This is a genomic window from Clavibacter phaseoli (genome assembly GCF_021922925.1).
Classification (GTDB): domain Bacteria; phylum Actinomycetota; class Actinomycetes; order Actinomycetales; family Microbacteriaceae; genus Clavibacter; species Clavibacter phaseoli.
Genome location: NZ_CP040786.1, coordinates 2786791 through 2808147, shown reverse-complemented (window position 1 = coordinate 2808147; position 21357 = coordinate 2786791). Strand labels below are relative to the sequence as shown.

Genomic DNA, 21357 nt, shown 5'->3' with positions numbered 1-21357 from the left:
GGCAGAGGAATAGCCGCTACCGTGGGTCTGTTGCAGAGGTGAGCGGGCGCCGGCGAGGCGCCCCGCCGAGCAGTGGAGGAGAAGCCGTCGTGCGTCAGATCATCATCATCGGTTCGGGTCCCGCGGGATACACGGCCGCCATCTACGCCGCGCGCGCGAACCTCACGCCCCTCCTCATCGCGAGCTCGGTCGAGGCGGGCGGCGAGCTCATGAACACCACCGAGGTGGAGAACTACCCCGGCTTCACCGACGGCATCCAGGGCCCCGACCTGATGATGGCGATGCAGGCGCAGGCCGAGCGCTTCGGCACCGAGGTCGTCCTCGACGACGTCACGTCGGTCGAGCTCACGGGCGACGTCAAGCGCGTCACCCTCGGCAACGGCGACGTGCACGAGGCCCTCGCGGTCATCGCCGCCACCGGATCCGCCTACCGCAAGCTGGGCCTCCCCGCGGAGGACCGCTTCAGCGGCCACGGCGTCTCCTGGTGCGCCACGTGCGACGGCTTCTTCTTCCGCCAGAAGACCATCGCGGTCGTCGGCGGCGGCGACAGCGCGATGGAGGAGGCCACCTTCCTCACGCGCTTCGCGGAGAAGGTCTACGTGATCCACCGCAAGGACTCGCTGCGCGCCTCCAAGATCATGCAGGAGCGCGCGTTCGAGAACCCCAAGATCGAGTTCGTCTGGAACGCACAGGTCGTCGACATCACGGGCGGCGAGAAGGTCGAGGGCGTCGTCCTCGAGGACACCGTCACCGGCGAGCGGCGCCCGCTGGCGCTCGAGGGCCTCTTCATCGCCATCGGCAACGACCCGCGCACGCACCTCTTCCACCAGCAGCTGGAGCTCACCACCGAGGGCACCATCGCCGTCGACGGCCGCTCCTCGCGCACGAACCTGCCGGGCGTCTTCGCCGCGGGCGACGTGATCGACCCCACGTACCGCCAGGCCGTCACCGCCGCCGCCTCGGGCACCGTCGCGGCGCTCGACGCGGAGCACTTCCTCGCGTCCCTGCCCGACGCGCTGCTCGACGCGGCCTCGGACGGTCCGGAGGGCCCCGCGGGCCACGGCGCGCCGGCTGCCGGCAGCGCGGTGGATCCCGACGGCGAGCTCGTCGGCGCCGAGCAGCGGTAGTCCTCGGCGCTCCGGCGCCCGAACATCAGGATCCGGGAACCGCCCGAATCCACCCGAACCACACGAAGGAGCACTCATGTCCCACTCCCGCGACGTCACCGACGCCAGCTTCCAGGCCGACGTCCTCGATGCCGAGAAGACCGTCATCGTCGACTTCTGGGCCCCCTGGTGCGGCCCGTGCAAGGCCGTCTCCCCCGTCCTCGACCAGATCGCGGCCGAGAACCCCGGCATCGAGCTCGTCAAGATCGACGTCGACGACAACCCCGAGATCGCCATGAAGTACAAGATCACCTCCATCCCCGCGATGAAGGTCTTCCAGAAGGGCGAGGTCGTCAAGACCGTCATCGGCGCCAAGCCGAAGCCCGCCCTCGAGCAGGAGTTCGCCGACTTCCTCAAGTAGGCCGCCTGCGCCGAGCAGGCGACGAGCACCACCCGGAGGGCCCGGCACCACGAGGTGCCGGGCCCTCCGTCGTCCCCGCGATCCGAGCCGCGCCGTCCGTGCGCGGCCACCGACGGGGATCCCCCACGGCCTCCCGTTAGGCTGATCGGCAATCGGACAGTGAGAGACGTGACGTGACACCTGCAGGCAGCCCCCGCGAATCCGCGGGCACCAACCTCGACCCCTGGTTCCCCCACTACGCGGAGAGGACCTCCGGCCTCAGCGCCTCCGAGGTCCGCGCCCTCTTCGCCGTGGCCAGCCGACCCGAGGTCGTCTCGCTCGCCGGCGGCATGCCGTTCGTCTCGGCCCTCCCCCAGGAACTCATCGTCACGGCCATGGAGAAGGTCATGCGCGAGCGCGGCCCCGTAGCTCTCCAGTACGGCGGCGGCCAGGGCACCCCGGAGCTGCGCGAGGACATCCTCGAGATCATGGCCCTCGAGGGCATCCGCGGCAGCGTCGACGACATCGTCACCACCACGGGCTCGCAGCAGGCGCTCGACCTCGTCACGAAGCTCTTCATCGACCCGGGCGACGTGATCCTCGCCGAGGCCCCCAGCTACGTCGGCGCCATCGGCGTCTTCCGCAGCTACCAGGCGGTCGTCGAGCACGTCGTCATGGACGACGACGGCCTCGTCCCCGAGGCGCTGCGCGAGGCCATCGCGCGGATCCGCGCCGAGGGCCGCACCATCAAGTTCCTGTACACGGTCCCCAACTTCCACAACCCGGCCGGCGTGACGATGTCCGCCGACCGACGTCCCGAGATCCTCGAGATCTGCCGGTCGAACGACATCCTCGTGCTCGAGGACAACCCCTACGGCCTCCTCTGGTTCGACCGCCCCGCGCCGGACGCCATGCGCAGCCTCGACGACGAGGGCGTCATCTACCTCGGCTCCTTCTCCAAGACGCTCGCCCCCGGGTTCCGGGTCGGCTGGGCGCTCGCCCCCCATGCCATCCGCGAGAAGCTCATCCTCGCCCAGGAGTCGGCGGTCCTCTCCCCCAGCTCCTTCAGCCAGCTCATCATCTCCGAGTACCTGCACGCCTCGGACTGGAAGGGCCAGATCGACACCTTCCGCGGCGTGTACCGCGAGCGTCGCGACGCCACGCTCTCCGCGCTCCAGGAGCACCTGCCGAACCTGTCCTGGACCGTCCCCAACGGCGGCTTCTACGTCTGGCTGAAGCTCCCGGAGCAGCTCGACTCCAAGCAGATGCTCCCCCGCGCCGTCACCGCCCTCGTCGCCTACACACCCGGCACGGCGTTCTACGCCGACGGCCGGGGCCGCGACGCCATCCGCCTGTCGTTCTGCTATCCGACGCCGGAGCGCATCCGCGAGGGCGTCCGCCGCATGGCCGGGGTGATCGACGACGAGATGGATCTGCTCACCACCTTCTCGGGCACGGGCGCGCTCGCGTCGCGCCCCACGACGTCGGTCGTCACGCCGCCGCCGGACCTCGACTGACCCTCCGCGTCCACGTACACCGACCGAAACCGGATCGAGCATCATGACCGCACACGAGCCCCTCTCCGTCCTCGTCCTCGCCGGCGGCATCTCCCACGAGCGCGACGTGTCGCTCCGCAGCGGCCGCCGCGTCGCGGACGCCCTCCGTGAGGCCGGTGTCGTCGCGTCCCTGCGCGATCCCGACGCCACTCTCCTCGACTTCCTCCGCGACACGCCTCCGGCCGTCGTCTGGCCCGTCCTGCACGGCGCGAGCGGCGAGGACGGCGCGCTGCTCGGCCTGCTCGAGCTCGCCGGCGTCCCGTACGTGGGATCCTCGGCGCGCGCCGCCCGACTCGCGTGGGACAAGCCCACCGCGAAGGCCCTCGCGGAGTCCGCGGGGATCCGGACGCCGCGATCCGTGACCCTCCCGAAGGACACGTTCCGTGAGCTCGGGGCCGCCGCCGTCCTCCGGCTCGTGACCGAGGCCGTGCCCGCGCCATACGCCGTGAAGCCGGCACGCGGCGGGTCGGCCCAGGGCGTCACGATCGTGCAGGACGCCGACGCCCTCCCGCGGGCGATGGTGGACGCGTACACCTACGGCGACGTCGCCCTCATCGAGCAGCTCGTCGAGGGCACCGAGGTCGCCATAGGCGTCCTCGACACCGGTGACGGCCCCGAGGCGCTGCCGGCGACCGAGATCGTCCCCACCTCGGGCGTGTACGGCTACGAGGCGCGCTACAACGCGGGGCTCACGCGCTTCTTCACGCCGGCGCGCATCTCCCCCGAGGCGGCCTCCGCGGCCTCCGAAGCAGCCGTCGGCATCCACCGCGCTCTCGGCATCGGGCAGATGTCGCGTGTCGACGTCATCATCGATGCCGCAGGCGAGCCCTGGTTCCTCGAGGTCAACGTCATCCCCGGCCTGACGGAGACCTCGTTGCTCCCTCAAGGGCTGGCGGCTGCGGGCGTCGAGGTCGGCGACCTCTATCGGCGTCTCGCCGAGGCGGCACAGGCGGCCTGAGCCGATCGCTGACGCCGCTGCGCGCCCCGGACGGAGTCCCGGTACCCGGACCTCGTCAGCTCGCGTCAGCGTCCGGCACGCCCATCTCCTGGGCGATCCGGGTCAGGTCCCCGAGCGTCGCGAAGTCGATGACGATCTGGCCCTTCTGCGCTGACATCGTGACACGCACGCTCGTGTTGAGGTGATCCCCGATGCGCTGGGCCGTCTCGTCGAGGTGGGCGTTGCGCGCCGAGCTCGCGCTCTTGCGCGGCTTCGCCGTCCGCTGGCCGCGCTGCGCCGCGGCCTCCGCTGCCCGGACGGACAGGTCCTCGTTCACGATCTTGTCGGCGAGGTGGCGCATCGCGTCGTCATCCCCGGAGGACAGGATCGCGCGAGCGTGACCCGCGGAGAGGACGCCCGCGGCGACGCGATGCTGCACGTCCTCGGGTAGGCGCAGCAGGCGGATCGTGTTCGTGATCTGCGGCCGCGACCGTCCCAGCCGCTGCGCGAGCTCGTCCTGCGTGATCGCGAAGTCGGAGAGGAGCTGCTGGTAGGCGCTCGCCTCCTCCAGCGGGTTCAGCTCCGAGCGGTGCAGGTTCTCGAGCAGCGCGTCGCGGAGCATGGACTCATCGGCGGTGTCCTTGATGACGGCCGGGATGGTGTCCAGGCCCAGCTCCTTGGTGGCTCGAAGGCGTCGCTCCCCCATCACGAGCTCGTAGCGGGCCCGACCATCCGCTTCCGTTCCCAGCGGGCGCACGACGATCGGCTGGAGCACGCCGTACTCCCGGATCGATACGACGAGCTCCTGCAGCTCGTCCGGCCGGAAGTCGGTCCGCGGCTGCTGCGCGTTCGGCACGATGTCCGACGGGTCCAGGTTCGCGAGGCGGGCCCCGGGCACGGCCACGAGGGTCGGCTCGCCCTTCCCGCCGGTGTCGCCCTGCGATCCGCCGTGGACACCGCTCGGCGCTCCGGCGCCGACGCTGTCCGGGAAGAAGACGTCGACGGGGCGGCTTCGCTCGTCCGAGGTGGGGATGAGGGCGCCGATTCCGCGACCCAAGCCGGTTCTCTTCGTTGCCATTACTTCTGGGCTCCTCGATGTGCGATCTCGGCTGCCGCCTCCAGGTAGGAGAGCGCGCCAGGTGAATGGGGGTCGTAGCTGATGACGCTCTGTCCGTAGCTGGGCGCCTCGCTGATGCGGACCGAGCGCGGTATGAGCGTCGTGAGGGTCTGCTGCGGGAAGTGCTCCCGCACCTCCGCCGCGACCTGCTGAGCGAGGTTCGTGCGTCCGTCGTACATGGTCAGCAGGATCGTGGACATCGTCAGCTCAGGATTCAGGTGCTGCGCGATGAGGTCGATGTTGGAGAGCAGTTGACTCAGCCCTTCGAGCGCGTAGTACTCGCACTGGATGGGGATCAGCACCTCCCTGGCCGCGCTGAACGCGTTGATCGTGAGCAGCCCCAGCGACGGAGGGCAGTCGATCAGCACGTAGTCGAAGTCGCGACCGCTCTCCGACGTCAGGAAGGCGTCGAGGGCGGTCCGCAGTCGGCGTTCGCGATGCGGGAGACTGACGAGCTCGATCTCCGCGCCCGCCAGGTGGATCGTGGCGGGTACGCAGAAGAGAGTCTCGAATTCGGGGCTCCGCTGCACAGCCTGTTCGACGGGTTCGTCATTGACGAGCACGTCGTAGACGCTCATCAGCTCACTGGACCGGTCGGCACCCAAGGCCGTAGACGCATTGCCCTGCGGGTCGAGATCGATGACCAGCGTCCGCGATCCTGACTTCGCCAGCGCGGCGGCGAGATTCACGGTGGACGTCGTCTTGCCGACCCCGCCCTTCTGGTTGGCGATGGTGAAGACGCGTGTGCGAACGGGACGCGGCAAGACGAGCCCTGCCAGAGCCTTGCGACGTCGGCTGGTCTCGGAGAGCTCGCGAGCGATGGGACTCAGATCATCATCCATGTGCAGCCCTCTATCGGTGGTCGTGTGCGGTGAATGCGGGAGGCGAGCATCGATGTTTCACGTGGAACATCTCCTCCGGCCTCGACGGGAAGGTCGCGCCAAATAGCTGCTTGATCAGCAATTCAATCCTACTTGCATGTCATGTCGATCATGCCAGGCGGGCCCGGATCACACGAGTCACCTCGTCGACCACGCCGGAACCGAGGGTGAGCACTTCGACATCCTCCAGGTGGTGCTTCCGAATGGCCTTGCTGGCCGCCTCGACTTCGCGCTCGGCATTCATGCCCTTCATGAGGACGAGTTCACCGCCCGTCCTCACCAGTGGCACAGTGAGGGGAATGAGCTTCGCGAATGCGCTCACAGCACGAGCCGTCACCTGATCGAGGACGAACTCCTGCGCGACATCCTCAGCTCGAGCGCGCCGAACAGTCACGTTATCGAGGGTCAGGTTCATCACCTGCTCCTCCAACCATGCGACCCGTCGCTCCATGGGTTCGATCAAGACGAATTCGACGTCCGGTCGCGCCATGGCGAGCACGAGGCCCGGCAGCCCCGCACCGGTTCCGATGTCACCTACCAGACCGGGTCGCAGAAGCGGGGCGACCAGTACGGAGTTGACGATATGCCGAGACCACAGACGCGGGGGCTCGAGTGGCCCGATGAGCCCGAGCTCCTCTCCCCTCTCTCCGAGCTGCGTCGCGAATTCGCGCGCGACATGGATGCGGTCACCGAACAGCGCTTCAGCGACCGCCGGTTCGGGCTCGATCGTGACCTGATCAGGCATCACGCGTCCATCCTGTGAGCATTGGTACTTCTACCCTGAAACTGCGCATCATCGCTGCGGCAAGCGTCCCGCGGTGCGGGAGCGAATATGACGCCTGGGAGAGCTTAGCGTCCCTCCTCTGTCCTCTGGCGTCGTCTGAGTAGGTGTCGCGCAGTGACGCCACCTACCCTAAGTGTGGAGGCAGGCGTGGGGCGGCGATGTTTCACGTGAAACACCACCACGCACGATGACCTCGTACGATCGCAGAGCTTCACATCTGACGACTTAACACGCTGGAGGTGCAAAGTTGAGAGTGAAGTTTCACGTGAAACGTCAGAGCCCTTCGGAGAGCAGTTCACCAACCGGAGACCGTGGCTCAATCATGTGACCGCGCCCAGTTTGGTCTACGACCGCCACGCTGCCGCGGCCAACCGGCTGAATCCTGATACCGCCGACGAGGAAAGCTGTCATCCCGTGGTCTTCGCATCGAATCCGAGGCGTCCACCAGGTTGACGGCGGCTAAGCCTCATTTTTGCTGGTACGTATGTACTAAATAAGAACAGTCCGTCCAGGAATCCCGAGCATGAGAAAGGCCCGATCCATAGGACCGGGCCTGCTCGCTGACGCGACTGCTGTCACATGTCTGCGTTCACGCTTTACTGATCACCGTGTGACGGTCACGTCCCTCACCCTCGGACTCCGACGTGTACCCGCGCTCCGCCACGATGTCGTGCACGAGCTTCCGTTCGTACGACGACATAGGAGGAAGCGAGGCACTCGCGGATCCGGCCGCGATGCGTTCGATGGCCCGGTCGACCAGCTGAGCGAGCTCCACCTGCCGTGCGTCGCGCGAGCCGCCGACGTCGAGGATGAGACGGCTGAAAGCACCCGTCTTGTTCTGCACGGCCAGGCGCGTCAGCTCCTGCAAGGCGGTGACGGTCTCCGGGTTCGACAGCAGGCGCAGATCCTCTGAGTCAGCCGCATCGACCGACACGTACGCGCGCCCACCGCGCTGGTCGATGTCGATGTCCCCGTCCAGGTCGCAGATGTCGAGGAGCTCCTCGATGTAGTCCGCGGCGATGTCGCCCTCGTCGCCCGCATCGACACCGGTAGCCGTCGAGTCCTGCTCGGGTGCGGCCGTCTCTGATGCCTCGTCTCGGGGATCCGTGACCCCAGGCGCGCTCACCGCCTCGTTCGCGACGTCGCTCATCGGCTCTTGGATCCCGCCTGCTTCTTGGCACGGTTCTTGCTCACCGGCTGCTGGCGCTGGGCCGGCTTGCGCTCCTCCACGACGATGGTCGACGCCTCCGCCGACGCCTCCGGAGCCACCAGCTTGCCCTTCTTGGCAAGACGGGCTTCGCGCGCACGCGCGGCCTCGCTCCCCGGTGTGGGCATGTTGCGGATCACGAGGAACTGCTGCCCCATCGTCCAGAAGTTCGAGACCAGCCAATAGAACATGACGCCGAGCGGGAAGGCGATCCCGGACACCGCGAACACCAGCGGGAGGATGTACAGCAGGATGCGCTGCTGCTTGAACATCGGGCTGGCCTTGGTCTCCTCGGACATGTTCTTGGCCATGATCTGCAGCTGCGTGATGAACTGCGAGGCGCTCATCAGGATGACCATCGTGGTCGCGATGACGATGACGGTGACGTTGCCGTTGGCCGTGGAGATGGCCGACTGCAGGGGAGCGCCGAGGAACGACGACTCTCCGAAGGACCGGGAGAGCTGCTCGTTCAGCAGGCCGATGCCCGGCAGCTCCTCCACCGCGGCACGGTGGAGCACCGAGTAGAGGGAGAAGAAGATCGGCATCTGCAGGAGCAGCGGCAGGCAGCTGCTCAGCGGGTTGGTACCGGTGTCCTTGTACAGGGCCATCGTCTCGCGGGACATCGCCTCGCGGGAGAACTGGTCGCGCTTGCCCTTGTACTTGTCCTGGATCTTCTTGAGCTGAGGAGCGACCTCCATCATGCGGCGCTGGTTCTTGATCTGCCGCACGAAGATCGGGATGAGCGCCGCGCGGACCACGAGCACCAGGCCCACGATCGACAGCACCCAGGTGGCGCCGTTGTCGGGATCCAGCCCGAGCGTCGTCCAGAGCGTGTGGAAGCCGACCAGGATGAGTTCGATGACCCACTTGATCGGCCACAGGATCGTTCCGAGGAAGTCCATGAGGTGGTCGTTAGCCCTTTCCGTGGCTGGGTGCGACGACGAATCCGAGCCTCGTGCGTCGGTAGTGCTGGACCCGGCGAGCGGGGACGTCGTCGATGCCGCCCTCCGCCCAGGGGTGGCACCGGCACACGCGCCACGCGGCGAGGAGGCCACCGTGGACGAGGCCGTGCTCCTGAACGGCCTCGAGGCCGTACGCGGAGCAGGACGGGTAGTACCTGCAGACATCCCCGTAGAGAGGGGAGACCACGCGCCGATAGAGGCTGATCATGGCGATGGCGGCGTTCCGAGGCGCCAGGACGACGGAGGTCAGTGCCCTCTTCATATCGTCCTCACGGCCCGCGTCACGGCTGACGCCATCTCCTCCTGCAGGGTATCCCACGCTGTCCGCTCCATGCCTGGCAGTACGCGGATCACGATGGATGTCCCCGGGGGGAGGGAGTCGAGGAGACCGGCCGATACCGCCTTCAGGCGCCTTCGGACCAGGTTCCGGGTCACCGCGTTGCCGACCTTCTTCGACACGATGAACCCGAAGCGGGTCGGTGCGTCGGCAGGACCGGCGAGGGCGGAGACGACCGCCGTCCCTGTGGTCGTCCGACGGCCCCGCCTGACGATGGTGCGGTAGTCCGCACCGCTCGTCACGCGGTTCCGTCGCGCGAGCACGTGCTACGCGGAGAGCTCGGTACGCCCCTTGCCACGGCGGGCAGCGAGGATGGCACGGCCGGCACGGGTGCGCATGCGGAGGCGGAAGCCGTGCTTCTTGGCCTTCTTGCGGTTGTTCGGCTGGAAGGTGCGCTTGCTCACGGTGAGTCTCCACTCAGGTTGGTCCACGGGGCCGACGAGTGCGGCTGGGAAGATGGGGCAGCCTCGAGGGGCTGGGTCAACTGCCTAAATCTACGGGCCGGGCGGCCTCCGGTCAAACCCGGGAGCGGGATCGTGATTATCCACACACATCGGCCATCCGCCGGTATCGACATGCCGCCGTCGATAGGGTCGATTTGTCCTGATCTCCGACAGTGGCTACCGTGTGGCGTGGCCGCGACGCGTCGGGGATCGCCCGCGCGGTGCTGACGGCCCGTTCGCACACAGGGTGGATAACCCTGTGAGTAACTATGCTGTCCGCGGTCGCGGTACCCGGATGGTCCGCACCCTCGGAGCCTCCGGGGACGGACGCCGCACAACGACCGCGACGCCCTTCCAGCGTCGACAGCAGTCCGCGCACCGCGTGGCGGCCCCGGCATCAGCCGTGGGACCGAGCCTGGTGACGGCAGATGGGGAAACATGTCCGACCGCTCCGACCCGACGCACGCGATCTGGCAGAAGGTGCTCGCCGCCCTCAGCGCGGACGATCGGATCACCCCGCAGCTGCACGGCTTCATCAGCCTGGTGGAGCCCAAGGGCGTGATGACCGGCACCCTCTACCTGGAGGTGCCCAACGACCTCACCAGGGGGATGCTCGAGCAGCGCATCCGCGTGCCCCTCCTCAACGCCATCGGCTCGCTCGACGAGGCGGCCGGGGTCAGCAACTTCGCCATCGTGGTCAACCCCGAGATCGCGCAGGACGCATTCGCCCAGCACCCCGAGCCGGCGACGGAGCAGCCGTACATCGAGACCCCGACCATCACGGCGCCCACGGACAACCCGGGGCTGCCGGCCTCTCCCTCCCGCGGCGACTCGCGGCTCAACCCGAAGTACGGCTTCGACACCTTCGTCATCGGCGGGTCAAACCGCTTCGCCCACGCCGCGGCCGTCGCCGTGGCCGAGGCGCCGGCCAAGGCGTACAACCCCCTCTTCATCTACGGGGACTCGGGCCTCGGCAAGACCCACCTCCTGCACGCCATCGGCCACTACGCCATCAGCCTGTACCCCGGGATCCGCGTGCGTTACGTGAGCTCGGAGGAGTTCACCAACGACTTCATCAACTCCATCGCGAACAACCGCTCGTCGCTGTTCCAGTCGCGCTACCGGGACAACGACATCCTGCTGATCGACGACATCCAGTTCCTCCAGGGCAAGGACTCCACCCAGGAGGCCTTCTTCCACACCTTCAACACGCTCCACGACCACAACAAGCAGGTGGTCATCACGAGCGACCTGCCGCCGAAGCACCTGACGGGCTTCGAGGACCGGATGCGCTCGCGCTTCGAGTGGGGCCTCATCACGGACGTGCAGGCGCCCGACCTCGAGACGCGCATCGCGATCCTCCGCAAGAAGGCGCAGAGCGAGAAGCTGCAGGTGCCGGACGACATCCTCGAGTACATGGCCACCAAGGTCACCTCGAACATCCGCGAGCTCGAGGGCACCCTCATCCGCGTCACCGCGTTCGCGAGCCTCAACAAGACGCCGGTCGACCTGGCGCTCGTGCAGACGGTGCTGAAGGACCTCATCACGCTGGACGAGGACAACGTCATCGCGCCCGTCGACATCATCAACCACACCGCGGCCTACTTCAAGCTCACGGTCGACGACCTCTACGGCTCGTCCCGCTCGCAGGCCGTGGCAACCGCCCGCCAGATCGCGATGTACCTGTGCCGTGAGCTGACCAACCTCTCGCTGCCCAAGATCGGGCAGCTCTTCGGCAACCGCGACCACACGACGGTCATGTACGCCAACAAGAAGATCACCGAGCTCATGAAGGAGCGGCGCTCCATCTACAACCAGGTGACCGAGCTCACCAGCCGGATCAAGCAGAACCACCGCTACGGCAAGATGTGACGCCCGCCGCACGCGCCGCAGGGCCGCGTGCAGGAGGTGACGCATGAGGAGGGGTCGGACCACGAGGTCCGACCCCTCCTCCGCGTCCGGCGGGCGGGTGTCCCTCCTCGACGGCGCTCGTGCGTCGACGGCCTCTTCGTGCATGCGCGGAGGAGGGGTCAGGCGCGAGGCGGGGCTGCGATGAGTCCAGATCCGCCGTTCCCCACAGTGTGCACAGACTGTGGATAACTGTGGAGAACCGCCGGAGCCGATGTGGGTTCGAGGACCCGGCCTGTGGAACCGACGTCGTCACGTCGTCGCCGTTCCGTCGAGTCCCCAGGCCGCTCCACACCCGTCCCACAACTTCCAGACGTGTAGTTCCCTCTCGGTGACGGGGACTCCGGGAGTTGTCCACAGATTCCACAGCGGTTAAGACTATTGATCCTTAAACCCTTCAATGGATGTCGCCCAAGAACCTCAGGGTGTGGAGGGATCGGAGGTCTCGGGTGCCCCCCGCGGCACGGCTAGCATTGACCGACAAATCTTCCGCTCATCGAGGGGTCCACAACGTGAAGTTCCAAGTCAACAGGGACGTCTTCAGCGAGGCGGTGTCCTTCGCCGTCAAGCTCCTGCCGCAGCGCACGACCCTCCCGATCCTGAGCGGGGTGCTCATCGAGGCGACCGAGGACGGACTGACGCTGTCGTCGTTCGACTACGAGGTCTCCGCCCGCACCCAGATCCAGGCGGACATCGAGGAGTCCGGCCGCGTGCTGGTCTCCGGCCGCCTGCTCGCCGACATCGCCAACCGGCTCCCCAACGCTCCGGTGCGGTTCACCACCGAGGAGTCGAAGATCACCGTCTCGTGCGGATCCGCGCACTTCACGCTGCTGAGCATGCCCGTCGAGGAGTACCCGACGCTGCCGCAGATCTCGGAGCAGTCCGGCCTCCTGCCGGCGGAGCAGTTCGCGGCCGCGGTCTCGCAGGTCGCCGTGGCCGCGTCCCGTGACGACGTCACGCCCGTGATCACCGGCGTGCAGCTCGAGGTGGGGGAGACCAGCCTCGGCCTCATCGCGACCGACCGCTACCGCGTGGCCGTGCGCGAGATCGACTGGGACGGCGGCGACTCCTCGACCGACGGCACCAGCCGCACCGCCCTCGTGCCCGCTCGCACCCTGCAGGAGATCGGCAAGACCTTCGGCCACAGCGGCACCATCTCGGTCGCCATCACGGACACCGACGACCGTCAGCTCATCGCGTTCAGCGCCGACAGGAAGACCGTCACGTCCCTGCTGATCCGCGGGAACTTCCCGCCGGTCAAGCGCCTCTTCCCCGAGACGGTCGACAACTACGCCGTCATCAACACCGCCGACCTCATCGAGGCGACGCGCCGCGTCCAGCTGGTGCTGGAGCGCGAGGCGGCCCTCCGCTTCACCTTCACCATCGACGGCCTCACCCTCGAGGCCATCGGGTCCGAGCACGCGCAGGCATCGGAGAGCATCGACGCCCTCCTGACGGGCGTCGACACCGTGGTGTCGCTGAAGCCCCAGTTCCTGCTGGACGGCCTCGGGGCCGTCCACTCCGAGTTCGTCCGCCTCTCGTTCACGAAGACGGACAACCCCAACAAGCCCGGCCCCGTGCTCATCACGAGCCAGTCCTCCAAGGACCAGGCCGGCGCTGACAACTACCGGTACCTGCTGCAGCCGAACCTGCTGCTGCGCTAGACCGCGATCAAGGAGAGAACATGCACATCGGACTCGTCGGACTCGGCAAGATGGGCGCCCGCATGCGCGCGCGCCTCGAGGCGAACGGCATCGAGGTGACCGGCTACGACACCAACCCCGACGTCTCCGACGTGGCCACCCTCGACGACCTCGCCGCCGCACTGCCCACCCCCCGCCTCGTCTGGGTCATGGTCCCGGCCGGCACGGTCACGCAGAACGTCGTGGGCGACCTCGCCCGCATCCTGGAGCCCGGCGACCTCGTGATCGACGGCGGCAACTCCAAGTTCACCGACGACTTCGCGCACGCGGGCCTGCTCAAGGACAAGGGCATCGACTTCGTCGACGCCGGCGTCTCGGGCGGCGTGTGGGGCCTCGAGAACGGCTACGGCCTGATGGTCGGCGGCCCGGCAGAGCAGGTCCAGCGCGCGATGCCGGTCTTCGACGCGCTGCGCCCCGAGGGTCCGCGCGAGGAGGGCTTCGTCCACGTCGGCGACTCCGGCGCCGGTCACTACGCGAAGATGGTCCACAACGGCATCGAGTACGCGATGATGCAGTCGTTCGCCGAGGGCTACGAGCTCCTCGCGGCGCGCACGGACATCATCAAGGACGTCACGGGCACGTTCGAGGCGTGGCAGCGCGGCACGGTCGTCCGCTCCTGGCTGCTCGAGCTCCTGGTCAAGGCGCTCAAGGAGGACCCGGGCTTCGAGGACATCGAGGGCTTCGTGCAGGACTCCGGCGAGGGTCGCTGGACCATCGAGGAGGCGCTCGACAACGCGGTCCCCATGCCCGCCATCAGCGCGTCGATCTTCGCGCGCTTCTCCTCCCGCCAGGAGGACTCCCCGGCCATGAAGGCCGTCGCGGCGCTGCGCAACCAGTTCGGTGGCCACTCGGTGCAGAAGAAGTCCTGAGCACGGGATGATCGTCCGTCACCTCTCCCTGGGTGACTTCCGCAACTACACCCGCGCGGACGTCGCGCTCCTGCCCGGTGCCACCCTCTTCGTGGGGAGCAACGGGCAAGGCAAGACGAACCTGGTGGAGGCGTTGGGCTTCCTGAGCACGCTCGGGTCGCACCGCGTCTCCACCGACCAGGCGCTCATCCGCCAGGGAGCGGAGTCGGCCGTGATCCGGGCCCTCCTGCAGCACGCGGGCCGGGAGCTCCGGGTCGAGGTGCAGATCAACCGCTCGGCGGCCAACCGCGCGCAGGTGAACGGCACGCCGACCAAGCCGCGCGAGCTGCCGCGGTACTTCTCGAGCGTGCTGTTCGCACCCGAGGACCTGGCGCTCGTCCGGGGCGATCCCTCCGGGCGTCGTCGGCTGCTCGACCAGCTGCTCGTCCTCCGCACCCCGCGGCTGGCGGGCGTCCTGTCCGACTACGACCGGGCTCTGAAGCAGCGCAACACGCTGCTCAAGTCGGCACGGGCGCGGGGGATGAAGGCCGACCAGCTGGGAACGCTCGACATCTGGGACGAGCGCCTCGTCGCGATCGGCTCGCAGATCATCGCGGCGCGCGGCGCCCTCGTCGAGGCGCTCCAGCCGGAGCTGGCGCGCGCGTACCTGGCCGTCGCGGGATCCGACCACGGCCCGTCGGCGCGTCCGGAGTTGAGCATCCTCGCCGACGACCCGGGGGAGGACGAGGTCGCGGACGAGTCGGGCGCGCGCGACGGCGGGCGCTTCACGCGGACAGAGGACGTCGTGCCCGTCTTCACCGCCGCCATCGCGCGGATGCGACCCCGCGAGCTCGAGCGGGGGCTGACCCTGGTGGGCCCGCACCGCGACGACGTCCTGTTCCGGCTGAACGGGTTACCCGCGAAGGGCTACGCCAGCCACGGGGAGTCGTGGTCGTTCGCCCTCGCGCTGAAGCTCGCGTCGGCCGAGCTGCTGCGGCGCGACTCGCAGACGGGGGACCCCGTGCTGATCCTCGACGACGTGTTCGCCGAGCTCGACCAGGCCAGGCGAGGGCGCCTCGCGGAGGCCGTCACCGGATTCGAGCAGGTGCTCATCACGGCGGCCGTGTTCGAGGACGTGCCCGAGCACCTCGCGGCGAACGCGGTGCACATCCGCGCGGGCGAGATCGTGGACGCGCCTGCGCCGGCCGACGCGGATGGGGGAGCGGCGTGATCCCCCGCGCCGCCGACGGCGGACCGCTGCCCGAATCCGAGGCGGTCGCCGTCTACCGCCGCTTCCGCCGGGTGTTCGGCGACGCGTCCGTGCGATCGCCGTCCGCCCGGAAGCGCCGCGAGCAGAAGGCGGGCAGCTCGCCGTTCCAGCCCGGACGGGATCCCGACTCCCTCGGGAACGTCATGGACTCGCTCACCTCCCGCATGGGCTGGACGTCCTCGCTCTCGCAGGCCGAGCTCATGGCCGCGTGGACGACGATCGCCGGCGAGGAGACCGCCGTGCACTCCTCCCCGGTGGGCATCGAGGACGGCCTCCTCACGGTCGAGTGCGAGTCGACGGCATGGGCGACGCAGCTGCGTCTCATGCGCGTGGAGATCACGACGCGCATCGCCGAGCGCTTCCCCGACGCCGGCATCCGCTCGATCCGCTTCCAGGGGCCGAACGCCCCGTCCTGGAAAAAGGGTCCCAGGTCGATCCCAGGGCGGGGCCCGCGCGATACCTACGGCTAGGGAGGCGAATCAGGTCACCCCCGCCACGAAAACGCGTCAGCGGGCCGGATAGGCGGTGCGAAGCGTACTCCTGCGATAGAATGAGGGGTCGCCCGCAGTCCAGGGACGACGGTCCCCGGATCACCTCGTGATCCGCGCGCGTCCGCCGTCGGGCAGGGGCGCGTCGACGCGGCAGGAGCCACCACTTCATGACATCGGATGCCTCACAGGACCTCCCCGACGACTCCACCCCCGACGAGGTGGAGGTCGAGGAGACGCACAACGACTCCGACCACATCACCCGCCAGCAGGTGAGCAACGACTACGGCGCCAACGAGATCCAGGTGCTCGAGGGCCTCGAGGCCGTGCGCAAGCGGCCGGGCATGTACATCGGATCCACCGGCCCGCGCGGTCTGCACCACCTGGTGAGCGAGATCGTCGACAACTCCGTCGACGAGGCCCTCGCCGGGTTCGCCAGCGACATCCAGATCACCATGCGGAAGGACGGCGGCATCCGCGTCGTCGACGACGGCCGCGGCATCCCGGTGGACATCCACCCGGTCGAGGGGATCTCCACGGTCGAGCTCGTCCTCACCAAACTGCACGCGGGCGGCAAGTTCGGCGGCGGCGGCTACGCGGTGTCCGGCGGCCTGCACGGCGTCGGCAGCTCCGTCGTGAACGCGCTGTCGGAGCGCCTCGACGTCGAGGTCCGCCGCCAGGGCGCGGTGTGGCGCCAGAGCTTCACCATCGGGGTGCCGGACGCGCCGCTGGAGAAGGGCGAGGGATCCACGGAGACCGGCACGACCATCACCTTCTGGCCGAGCCGCGAGATCTTCGAGACCGTCGAGTTCGACTACGACACGCTCCGCGCGCGCTTCCAGCAGATGGCGTTCCTCAACAAGGGCCTCGCCCTCACGCTGCACGACGAGCGCGAGGCGGACGGCGCCGAGCACCGCACCGAGAAGTTCCTCTACGAGCGCGGCCTCGTCGACTACGTCGAGCACCTCGTCAAGGCGAAGAAGACCGAGGTCGTCAACGCCGACGTCATCGCCTTCGAGTCCGAGGACACGGTCAAGAAGATCAGCCTCGAGGTCGCGATGCAGTGGACCACCTCCTACACGGAGAGCGTCCACACGTACGCGAACACCATCAACACGCACGAGGGCGGCACGCACGAGGAGGGCTTCCGCGCGGCGCTCACCACGCTCGTCAACCGCTACGCGCGCGAGAACAAGCTGCTCCGCGAGAAGGACGAGAACCTCACGGGCGACGACGTGCGCGAGGGCCTCACGGCCGTCATCTCCGTGAAGCTCGGCGAGCCTCAGTTCGAGGGCCAGACCAAGACCAAGCTCGGCAACACCGAGGCGAAGGCCTACGTGCAGCGCATCGTCGGCCAGCAGCTCGGCGACTGGCTCGAGAAGAACCCGGCGCAGGCGAAGGACATCATCCGCAAGGGGATGCAGGCGTCGCAGGCACGGCTGGCGGCCCGCAAGGCGCGCGAGCAGACCCGGCGCAAGGGCCTGCTCGAGTCGGGCGGCATGCCCGGCAAGCTCAAGGACTGCCAGAGCAAGGACCCGGCGCTCAGCGAGGTGTTCCTCGTCGAGGGCGACTCGGCCGGCGGATCCGCGGTGCAGGGCCGCAACCCCACGACGCAGGCGATCCTGCCGCTGCGGGGCAAGATCCTCAACGTGGAGAAGGCCCGCCTCGACCGCGCGCTGCAGAACAACGAGGTGCAGTCGATGATCACCGCGTTCGGCGCGGGCATCGGCGAGGACTTCAACGCCGAGAAGGTCAGGTACCACAAGATCGTGCTGATGGCCGACGCGGACGTCGACGGCCAGCACATCACGACCCTGCTTCTCACGCTGCTGTTCCGGTACATGCGCCCGCTCATCGAGCTGGGCTACGTGTACCTCGCGCAGCCGCCGCTGTACCGGCTCAAGTGGTCGAACGCGGAGCACCAGTACGTCTACACGGACGCGGAGCGCGACGCGCTGCTCGCGCACGGGCAGGCGAACGGGAAGCGCATCCCGAAGGACAACGGCATCCAGCGCTACAAGGGCCTCGGCGAGATGGACTACAAGGAGCTGTGGGAGACCACCATGGATCCGGCCACCCGCACGCTCATGCAGGTGACGCTCGACGACGCCGCGGGCGCCGACGAGGTCTTCTCGACGCTGATGGGCGAGGACGTCGAGTCCCGCCGCAGCTTCATCCAGCGCAACGCCAAGGACGTCAGGTTCCTCGACATCTGATCGACCGGGCGGTGGCACGGCCCGATGCCGACCGCCGCCCCACGCCGACCCCACGATCCACCGACCTCTGAACGGGACCTCCATGGCCGACGACAACACTCCGGACGACGAGCAGGGCACGGGGGCGACCCCGGACGACGAGCAGGCGGCGTCGACCGACGACGCCCTGCCCCAGGAGGGCGTGACGCCGGCGTCCTCCGCCGCTGCCGCCTCCGACTCGCTGCCCGGCGCGATCGTGGACCCCGACGCCACGGTCGTCGTCACGCACGACCGCATCGAGCAGGTCGACCTCCAGCTCGAGATGCAGCGCTCGTTCCTCGACTACGCGATGAGCGTCATCGTGCAGCGCGCGCTCCCCGAGGTGCGCGACGGCCTCAAGCCCGTGCACCGTCGCGTGATCTACGCCATGTACGACGGCGGCTACCGCCCCGACCGCTCCTTCTTCAAGTCGGCCCGCGTGGTCGGCGAGGTGATGGGCCAGTTCCACCCGCACGGCGACTCGTCGATCTACGACGCGCTGGTGCGTCTCGTCCAGCCGTGGAGCCTGCGGTACCCGCTCGCGCTCGGCCAGGGCAACTTCGGCTCCGCCGGCAACGACGGCGCCGCGGCCCCCCGGTACACCGAGACCAAGATGGCCCCGCTCGCCATGGAGATGGTCCGGGACATCACCGAGGACACGGTCGACTTCCAGGACAACTACGACGGGCGCACGCTCGAGCCGAAGATCCTCCCGTCGCGCTTCCCGAACCTGCTGGTCAACGGATCCGTCGGCATCGCGGTCGGCATGGCCACCAACATCCCGCCGCACAACCTCCGCGAGGTCGCGGCCGGCGCGCAGTGGCTGCTCGCCCACCCCGACGCGAACCGCGAGGAGCTCCTCGAGGCGCTGCTCGAGCGGATCAAGGGACCCGACTTCCCGACCGGCGCCCAGGTGCTCGGCACCAAGGGGATCATCGACGCCTACCGCACGGGCCGTGGATCCATCACCATGCGCGCGGTCGTGGCGGTCGAGGAGATCCAGGGCCGCGTCTGCCTGGTCGTCACCGAGCTGCCATACCAGGTGAACCCCGACAACCTGGCGATCAAGATCGCCGAGCTCGTGAAGGACGGCAAGCTCGGCGGCGTCGCCGACATCCGCGACGAGACCTCGGGCCGCACCGGCCAGCGCCTCGTCATCGTGCTGAAGCGCGACGCGGTCGCGAAGGTCGTGCTGAACAACCTCTACAAGCACACGCAGCTGCAGGAGAACTTCGGCGCGAACATGCTCGCGATCGTCGACGGGATCCCGCGCACGCTCGCGCTCGACGGCTTCATCTCCGCGTGGGTCGACCACCAGATCGACGTCATCGTCCGCCGCACGCAGTACCGGCTCAACGAGGCCGAGGCCCGCGCCCACATCCTGCGCGGCTACCTCAAGGCGCTCGACGCGCTCGACGAGGTCATCGCCCTGATCCGCCGGTCCGAGACGGTCGAGGTCGCCCGCAGCGGCCTGATGAAGCTGCTCGACATCGACGAGCTGCAGGCCAACGCCATCCTCGAGATGCAGCTGCGCCGGCTCGCCGCCCTCGAGCGCCAGAAGATCCAGGACCAGGCGGCCGAGCTCGAGGAGCGCATCGCCGAGTACAAGCACATCCTGGCGACGCCCACCGTGCAGCGGGAGATCATCAGCACCGAGCTGCAGGAGATCACCGACAAGTACGGCGACGACCGACGCACGGAGATCATGCTCGGCTTCGACGGCGACATGAGCATGGAGGACCTCATCCCCGAGGAGGAGATGGTGGTCACGGTCACGCGCGGCGGGTACATCAAGCGCACGCGCATCGACAACTACCGCAGCCAGCACCGCGGCGGCAAGGGCGTGCGCGGCGCGCAGCTGCGTGCCGACGACGTGGTGGAGCACTTCTTCGTCACGACCACGCACCACTGGCTCCTGTTCCTCACGGACAAGGGCCGCGTCTACCGCGCCAAGGCGTACGAGCTGCAGGAGGCCGGCCGCGACGCCAAGGGCCAGCACGTCGCGAACCTGCTCGCCATGCAGCCGGACGAGGAGATCCAGCAGGTCCTCGACATCCGGGACTACCAGGTGGCGCAGTACCTCGTGCTCGCCACCCGCGACGGCCTCATGAAGAAGACGGCCCTCACGGAGTACGACACGAACCGCACCGGCGGCATCATCGCGATCAACCTCCGCGACGGCGACGCGCTCGTGTCCGCGCTCCTGGTGGACGAGGACGACGACCTGCTCCTGGTCTCGCGCAAGGGCATGTCGCTGCGGTTCTCCGCCGACAACTCCGCGCTCCGTCCGATGGGCCGCTCCACCTCCGGCGTGAAGGGCATGACGTTCCGCGGGGACGACACGCTGCTCAGCGCGTCCGTCGTCGGCGAGCAGGGCTACGTGTTCGTCGTCACCGAGGGAGGCTTCGCCAAGCGCACCGCCGCGGACCAGTACCGCGTGCAGAACCGCGGCGGCATGGGCATCAAGGTGGCCAAGCTCCAGGACGCCCGGGGCGACCTCGCGGGCGCCCTCATCGTCGGCGAGGAGGACGAGATCCTCGTCGTGCTCGCCAGCGGCAAGGTGGTACGGTCTGTCGTGGCCGAGGTCCCGGCGAAGGGCAGAGACACCATGGGTGTCGTGTTCGCCCGGTTCGCGGACGACGACAGGATCATCTCACTGGCCAAGAACTCCGAACGCAACCTGGTGGTCCCCGAAGCTGCGCCCGACGCGTCCGACGGTACCGCTGCTGGAAAGGGAACACCCGATGAGTAGTGTCGCCGAGAAGCTCGCGAAGAAGTCGTCGCGAGCCACCACCACCAAGCAGGTGCGTCTCAAGCTCGTGTACGTCGACTTCTGGTCGGCTCTGAAGCTCGCGTTCCTCTTCTCCGTGGTGCTCGGCATCATCACCGTGGTGGCGACGTTCCTCATCTACGTCGTCCTGCAGACCACGAACGTGTTCGGCACCGTCGACCAGCTGTTCCAGGAGGTCTCCGGATCCGCGGACTTCTCCCTCCAGGACGTCTTCGGCCTGGGCCAGGTCCTCGGGTTCGCGATCGTCGTCGCCGTCCTCAACATCGTCGTCGGCACCGTGCTCGGCGCCGTGGCCGCGCTGCTCTACAACCTGAGCGTGCGCATCACGGGCGGCGTCCTCGTCGGCTTCACCAACGCGTAGCCGATTGGGAGAAACGGGCAGGCG

20 protein-coding genes are annotated in these 21357 nt (G+C 68.4%); 12 read left to right on the top strand and 8 right to left on the bottom strand.

The window, feature by feature from the left end:
• The first annotated feature begins 89 nt into the window (after positions 1-89).
• The 4 genes from trxB (at position 90) to FGI33_RS13265 (ending at position 4020) form a co-directional block, all read left to right on the top strand.
• A complete protein-coding gene (gene trxB, locus FGI33_RS13280) occupies positions 90-1127 on the top strand; it encodes a thioredoxin-disulfide reductase (protein WP_119433761.1) in 1038 nt (345 codons plus the stop codon).
• Between the two features lie 76 nt (positions 1128-1203).
• Positions 1204-1527: a thioredoxin gene (trxA, locus tag FGI33_RS13275; protein WP_012039655.1), complete on the top strand. Its 324-nt coding sequence runs from the start codon at positions 1204-1206 to the stop codon at positions 1525-1527.
• A gap of 173 nt (positions 1528-1700) precedes the next feature.
• Positions 1701-3023: an aminotransferase-like domain-containing protein gene (locus tag FGI33_RS13270; RefSeq protein WP_119433762.1), complete on the top strand. Its 1323-nt coding sequence runs from the start codon at positions 1701-1703 to the stop codon at positions 3021-3023.
• A 43-nt stretch (positions 3024-3066) separates the two neighbouring features.
• The gene (locus FGI33_RS13265) at positions 3067-4020 is read left to right on the top strand and encodes a D-alanine--D-alanine ligase family protein (RefSeq protein ID WP_119433763.1); all 954 of its coding nucleotides are present in this window, start codon (positions 3067-3069) and stop codon (positions 4018-4020) included.
• Positions 4021-4075: 55 nt separating this feature from the next.
• Here the strand turns inward: FGI33_RS13265 and FGI33_RS13260 are convergent, their stop codons facing one another.
• The 8 genes from FGI33_RS13260 to rpmH form a co-directional block, all read right to left on the bottom strand.
• Complete coding sequence (locus tag FGI33_RS13260; RefSeq protein ID WP_119433764.1) at positions 4076-5077, bottom strand: ParB/RepB/Spo0J family partition protein; 1002 nt, start codon at positions 5075-5077, stop codon at positions 4076-4078.
• Positions 5077-5958: a ParA family protein gene (locus FGI33_RS13255; protein ID WP_119433765.1), complete on the bottom strand. Its 882-nt coding sequence runs from the start codon at positions 5956-5958 to the stop codon at positions 5077-5079. The genes FGI33_RS13260 and FGI33_RS13255 overlap by 1 nt, the downstream gene beginning before the upstream one ends.
• Positions 5959-6106: 148 nt before the next feature.
• Positions 6107-6742, bottom strand: a complete 636-nt coding sequence (rsmG, locus tag FGI33_RS13250; protein WP_119433777.1) for a 16S rRNA (guanine(527)-N(7))-methyltransferase RsmG — start codon at positions 6740-6742, stop codon at positions 6107-6109.
• 628 nt (positions 6743-7370) lie between these two features.
• Positions 7371-7931 carry a Jag family protein gene (locus FGI33_RS13245; RefSeq protein WP_119401140.1) on the bottom strand — a complete coding sequence of 187 codons (561 nt, stop codon included), beginning with the start codon at positions 7929-7931 and terminating at the stop codon, positions 7371-7373.
• Complete coding sequence (gene yidC / locus FGI33_RS13240) at positions 7928-8890, bottom strand: membrane protein insertase YidC (protein WP_119433766.1); 963 nt, start codon at positions 8888-8890, stop codon at positions 7928-7930. The genes FGI33_RS13245 and yidC overlap by 4 nt, the downstream gene beginning before the upstream one ends.
• 10 nt (positions 8891-8900) lie before the next feature.
• Positions 8901-9212, bottom strand: coding sequence for a membrane protein insertion efficiency factor YidD (gene yidD / locus FGI33_RS13235; protein ID WP_119433767.1), 312 nt, complete (start codon positions 9210-9212; stop codon positions 8901-8903).
• Complete coding sequence (gene rnpA, locus FGI33_RS13230) at positions 9209-9550, bottom strand: ribonuclease P protein component (RefSeq protein WP_119433768.1); 342 nt, start codon at positions 9548-9550, stop codon at positions 9209-9211. Before rnpA ends, yidD begins: the two co-directional genes overlap by 4 nt.
• A 3-nt stretch (positions 9551-9553) precedes the next feature.
• Positions 9554-9691 carry a 50S ribosomal protein L34 gene (gene rpmH, locus FGI33_RS13225; protein WP_012039665.1) on the bottom strand — a complete coding sequence of 46 codons (138 nt, stop codon included), beginning with the start codon at positions 9689-9691 and terminating at the stop codon, positions 9554-9556.
• 477 nt (positions 9692-10168) lie between these two features.
• Here rpmH and dnaA point away from each other — a divergent pair, with 477 nt between their 5' ends.
• From dnaA to FGI33_RS13185, 8 genes are all read left to right on the top strand, one after another.
• Entirely contained in the window at positions 10169-11602 is a 1434-nt protein-coding gene (gene dnaA, locus FGI33_RS13220) for a chromosomal replication initiator protein DnaA (protein ID WP_119433769.1), read from the top strand.
• Positions 11603-12150: 548 nt separating this feature from the next.
• A complete protein-coding gene (gene dnaN, locus FGI33_RS13215; protein ID WP_119433770.1) occupies positions 12151-13302 on the top strand; it encodes a DNA polymerase III subunit beta in 1152 nt (383 codons plus the stop codon).
• A 20-nt stretch (positions 13303-13322) separates the two neighbouring features.
• Positions 13323-14210 (top strand): phosphogluconate dehydrogenase (NAD(+)-dependent, decarboxylating), encoded by an 888-nt coding sequence (gnd, locus tag FGI33_RS13210; RefSeq protein WP_119401145.1) that lies wholly within the window; start codon positions 13323-13325, stop codon positions 14208-14210.
• Positions 14211-14217: 7 nt separating this feature from the next.
• A complete protein-coding gene (gene recF, locus FGI33_RS13205; protein ID WP_119433771.1) occupies positions 14218-15420 on the top strand; it encodes a DNA replication/repair protein RecF in 1203 nt (400 codons plus the stop codon).
• Entirely contained in the window at positions 15417-15929 is a 513-nt protein-coding gene (locus tag FGI33_RS13200; protein ID WP_063070915.1) for a DciA family protein, read from the top strand. The genes recF and FGI33_RS13200 overlap by 4 nt, the downstream gene beginning before the upstream one ends.
• 188 nt (positions 15930-16117) lie before the next feature.
• The gene (gene gyrB, locus FGI33_RS13195; protein WP_237582009.1) at positions 16118-18163 is read left to right on the top strand and encodes a DNA topoisomerase (ATP-hydrolyzing) subunit B; all 2046 of its coding nucleotides are present in this window, start codon (positions 16118-16120) and stop codon (positions 18161-18163) included.
• Positions 18164-18245: 82 nt separating this feature from the next.
• The gene (gyrA, locus tag FGI33_RS13190) at positions 18246-20933 is read left to right on the top strand and encodes a DNA gyrase subunit A (protein WP_119433772.1); all 2688 of its coding nucleotides are present in this window, start codon (positions 18246-18248) and stop codon (positions 20931-20933) included.
• Positions 20926-21333: a DUF3566 domain-containing protein gene (locus FGI33_RS13185; RefSeq protein WP_011931227.1), complete on the top strand. Its 408-nt coding sequence runs from the start codon at positions 20926-20928 to the stop codon at positions 21331-21333. The genes gyrA and FGI33_RS13185 overlap by 8 nt, the downstream gene beginning before the upstream one ends.
• Positions 21334-21357 lie beyond the last annotated feature (24 nt).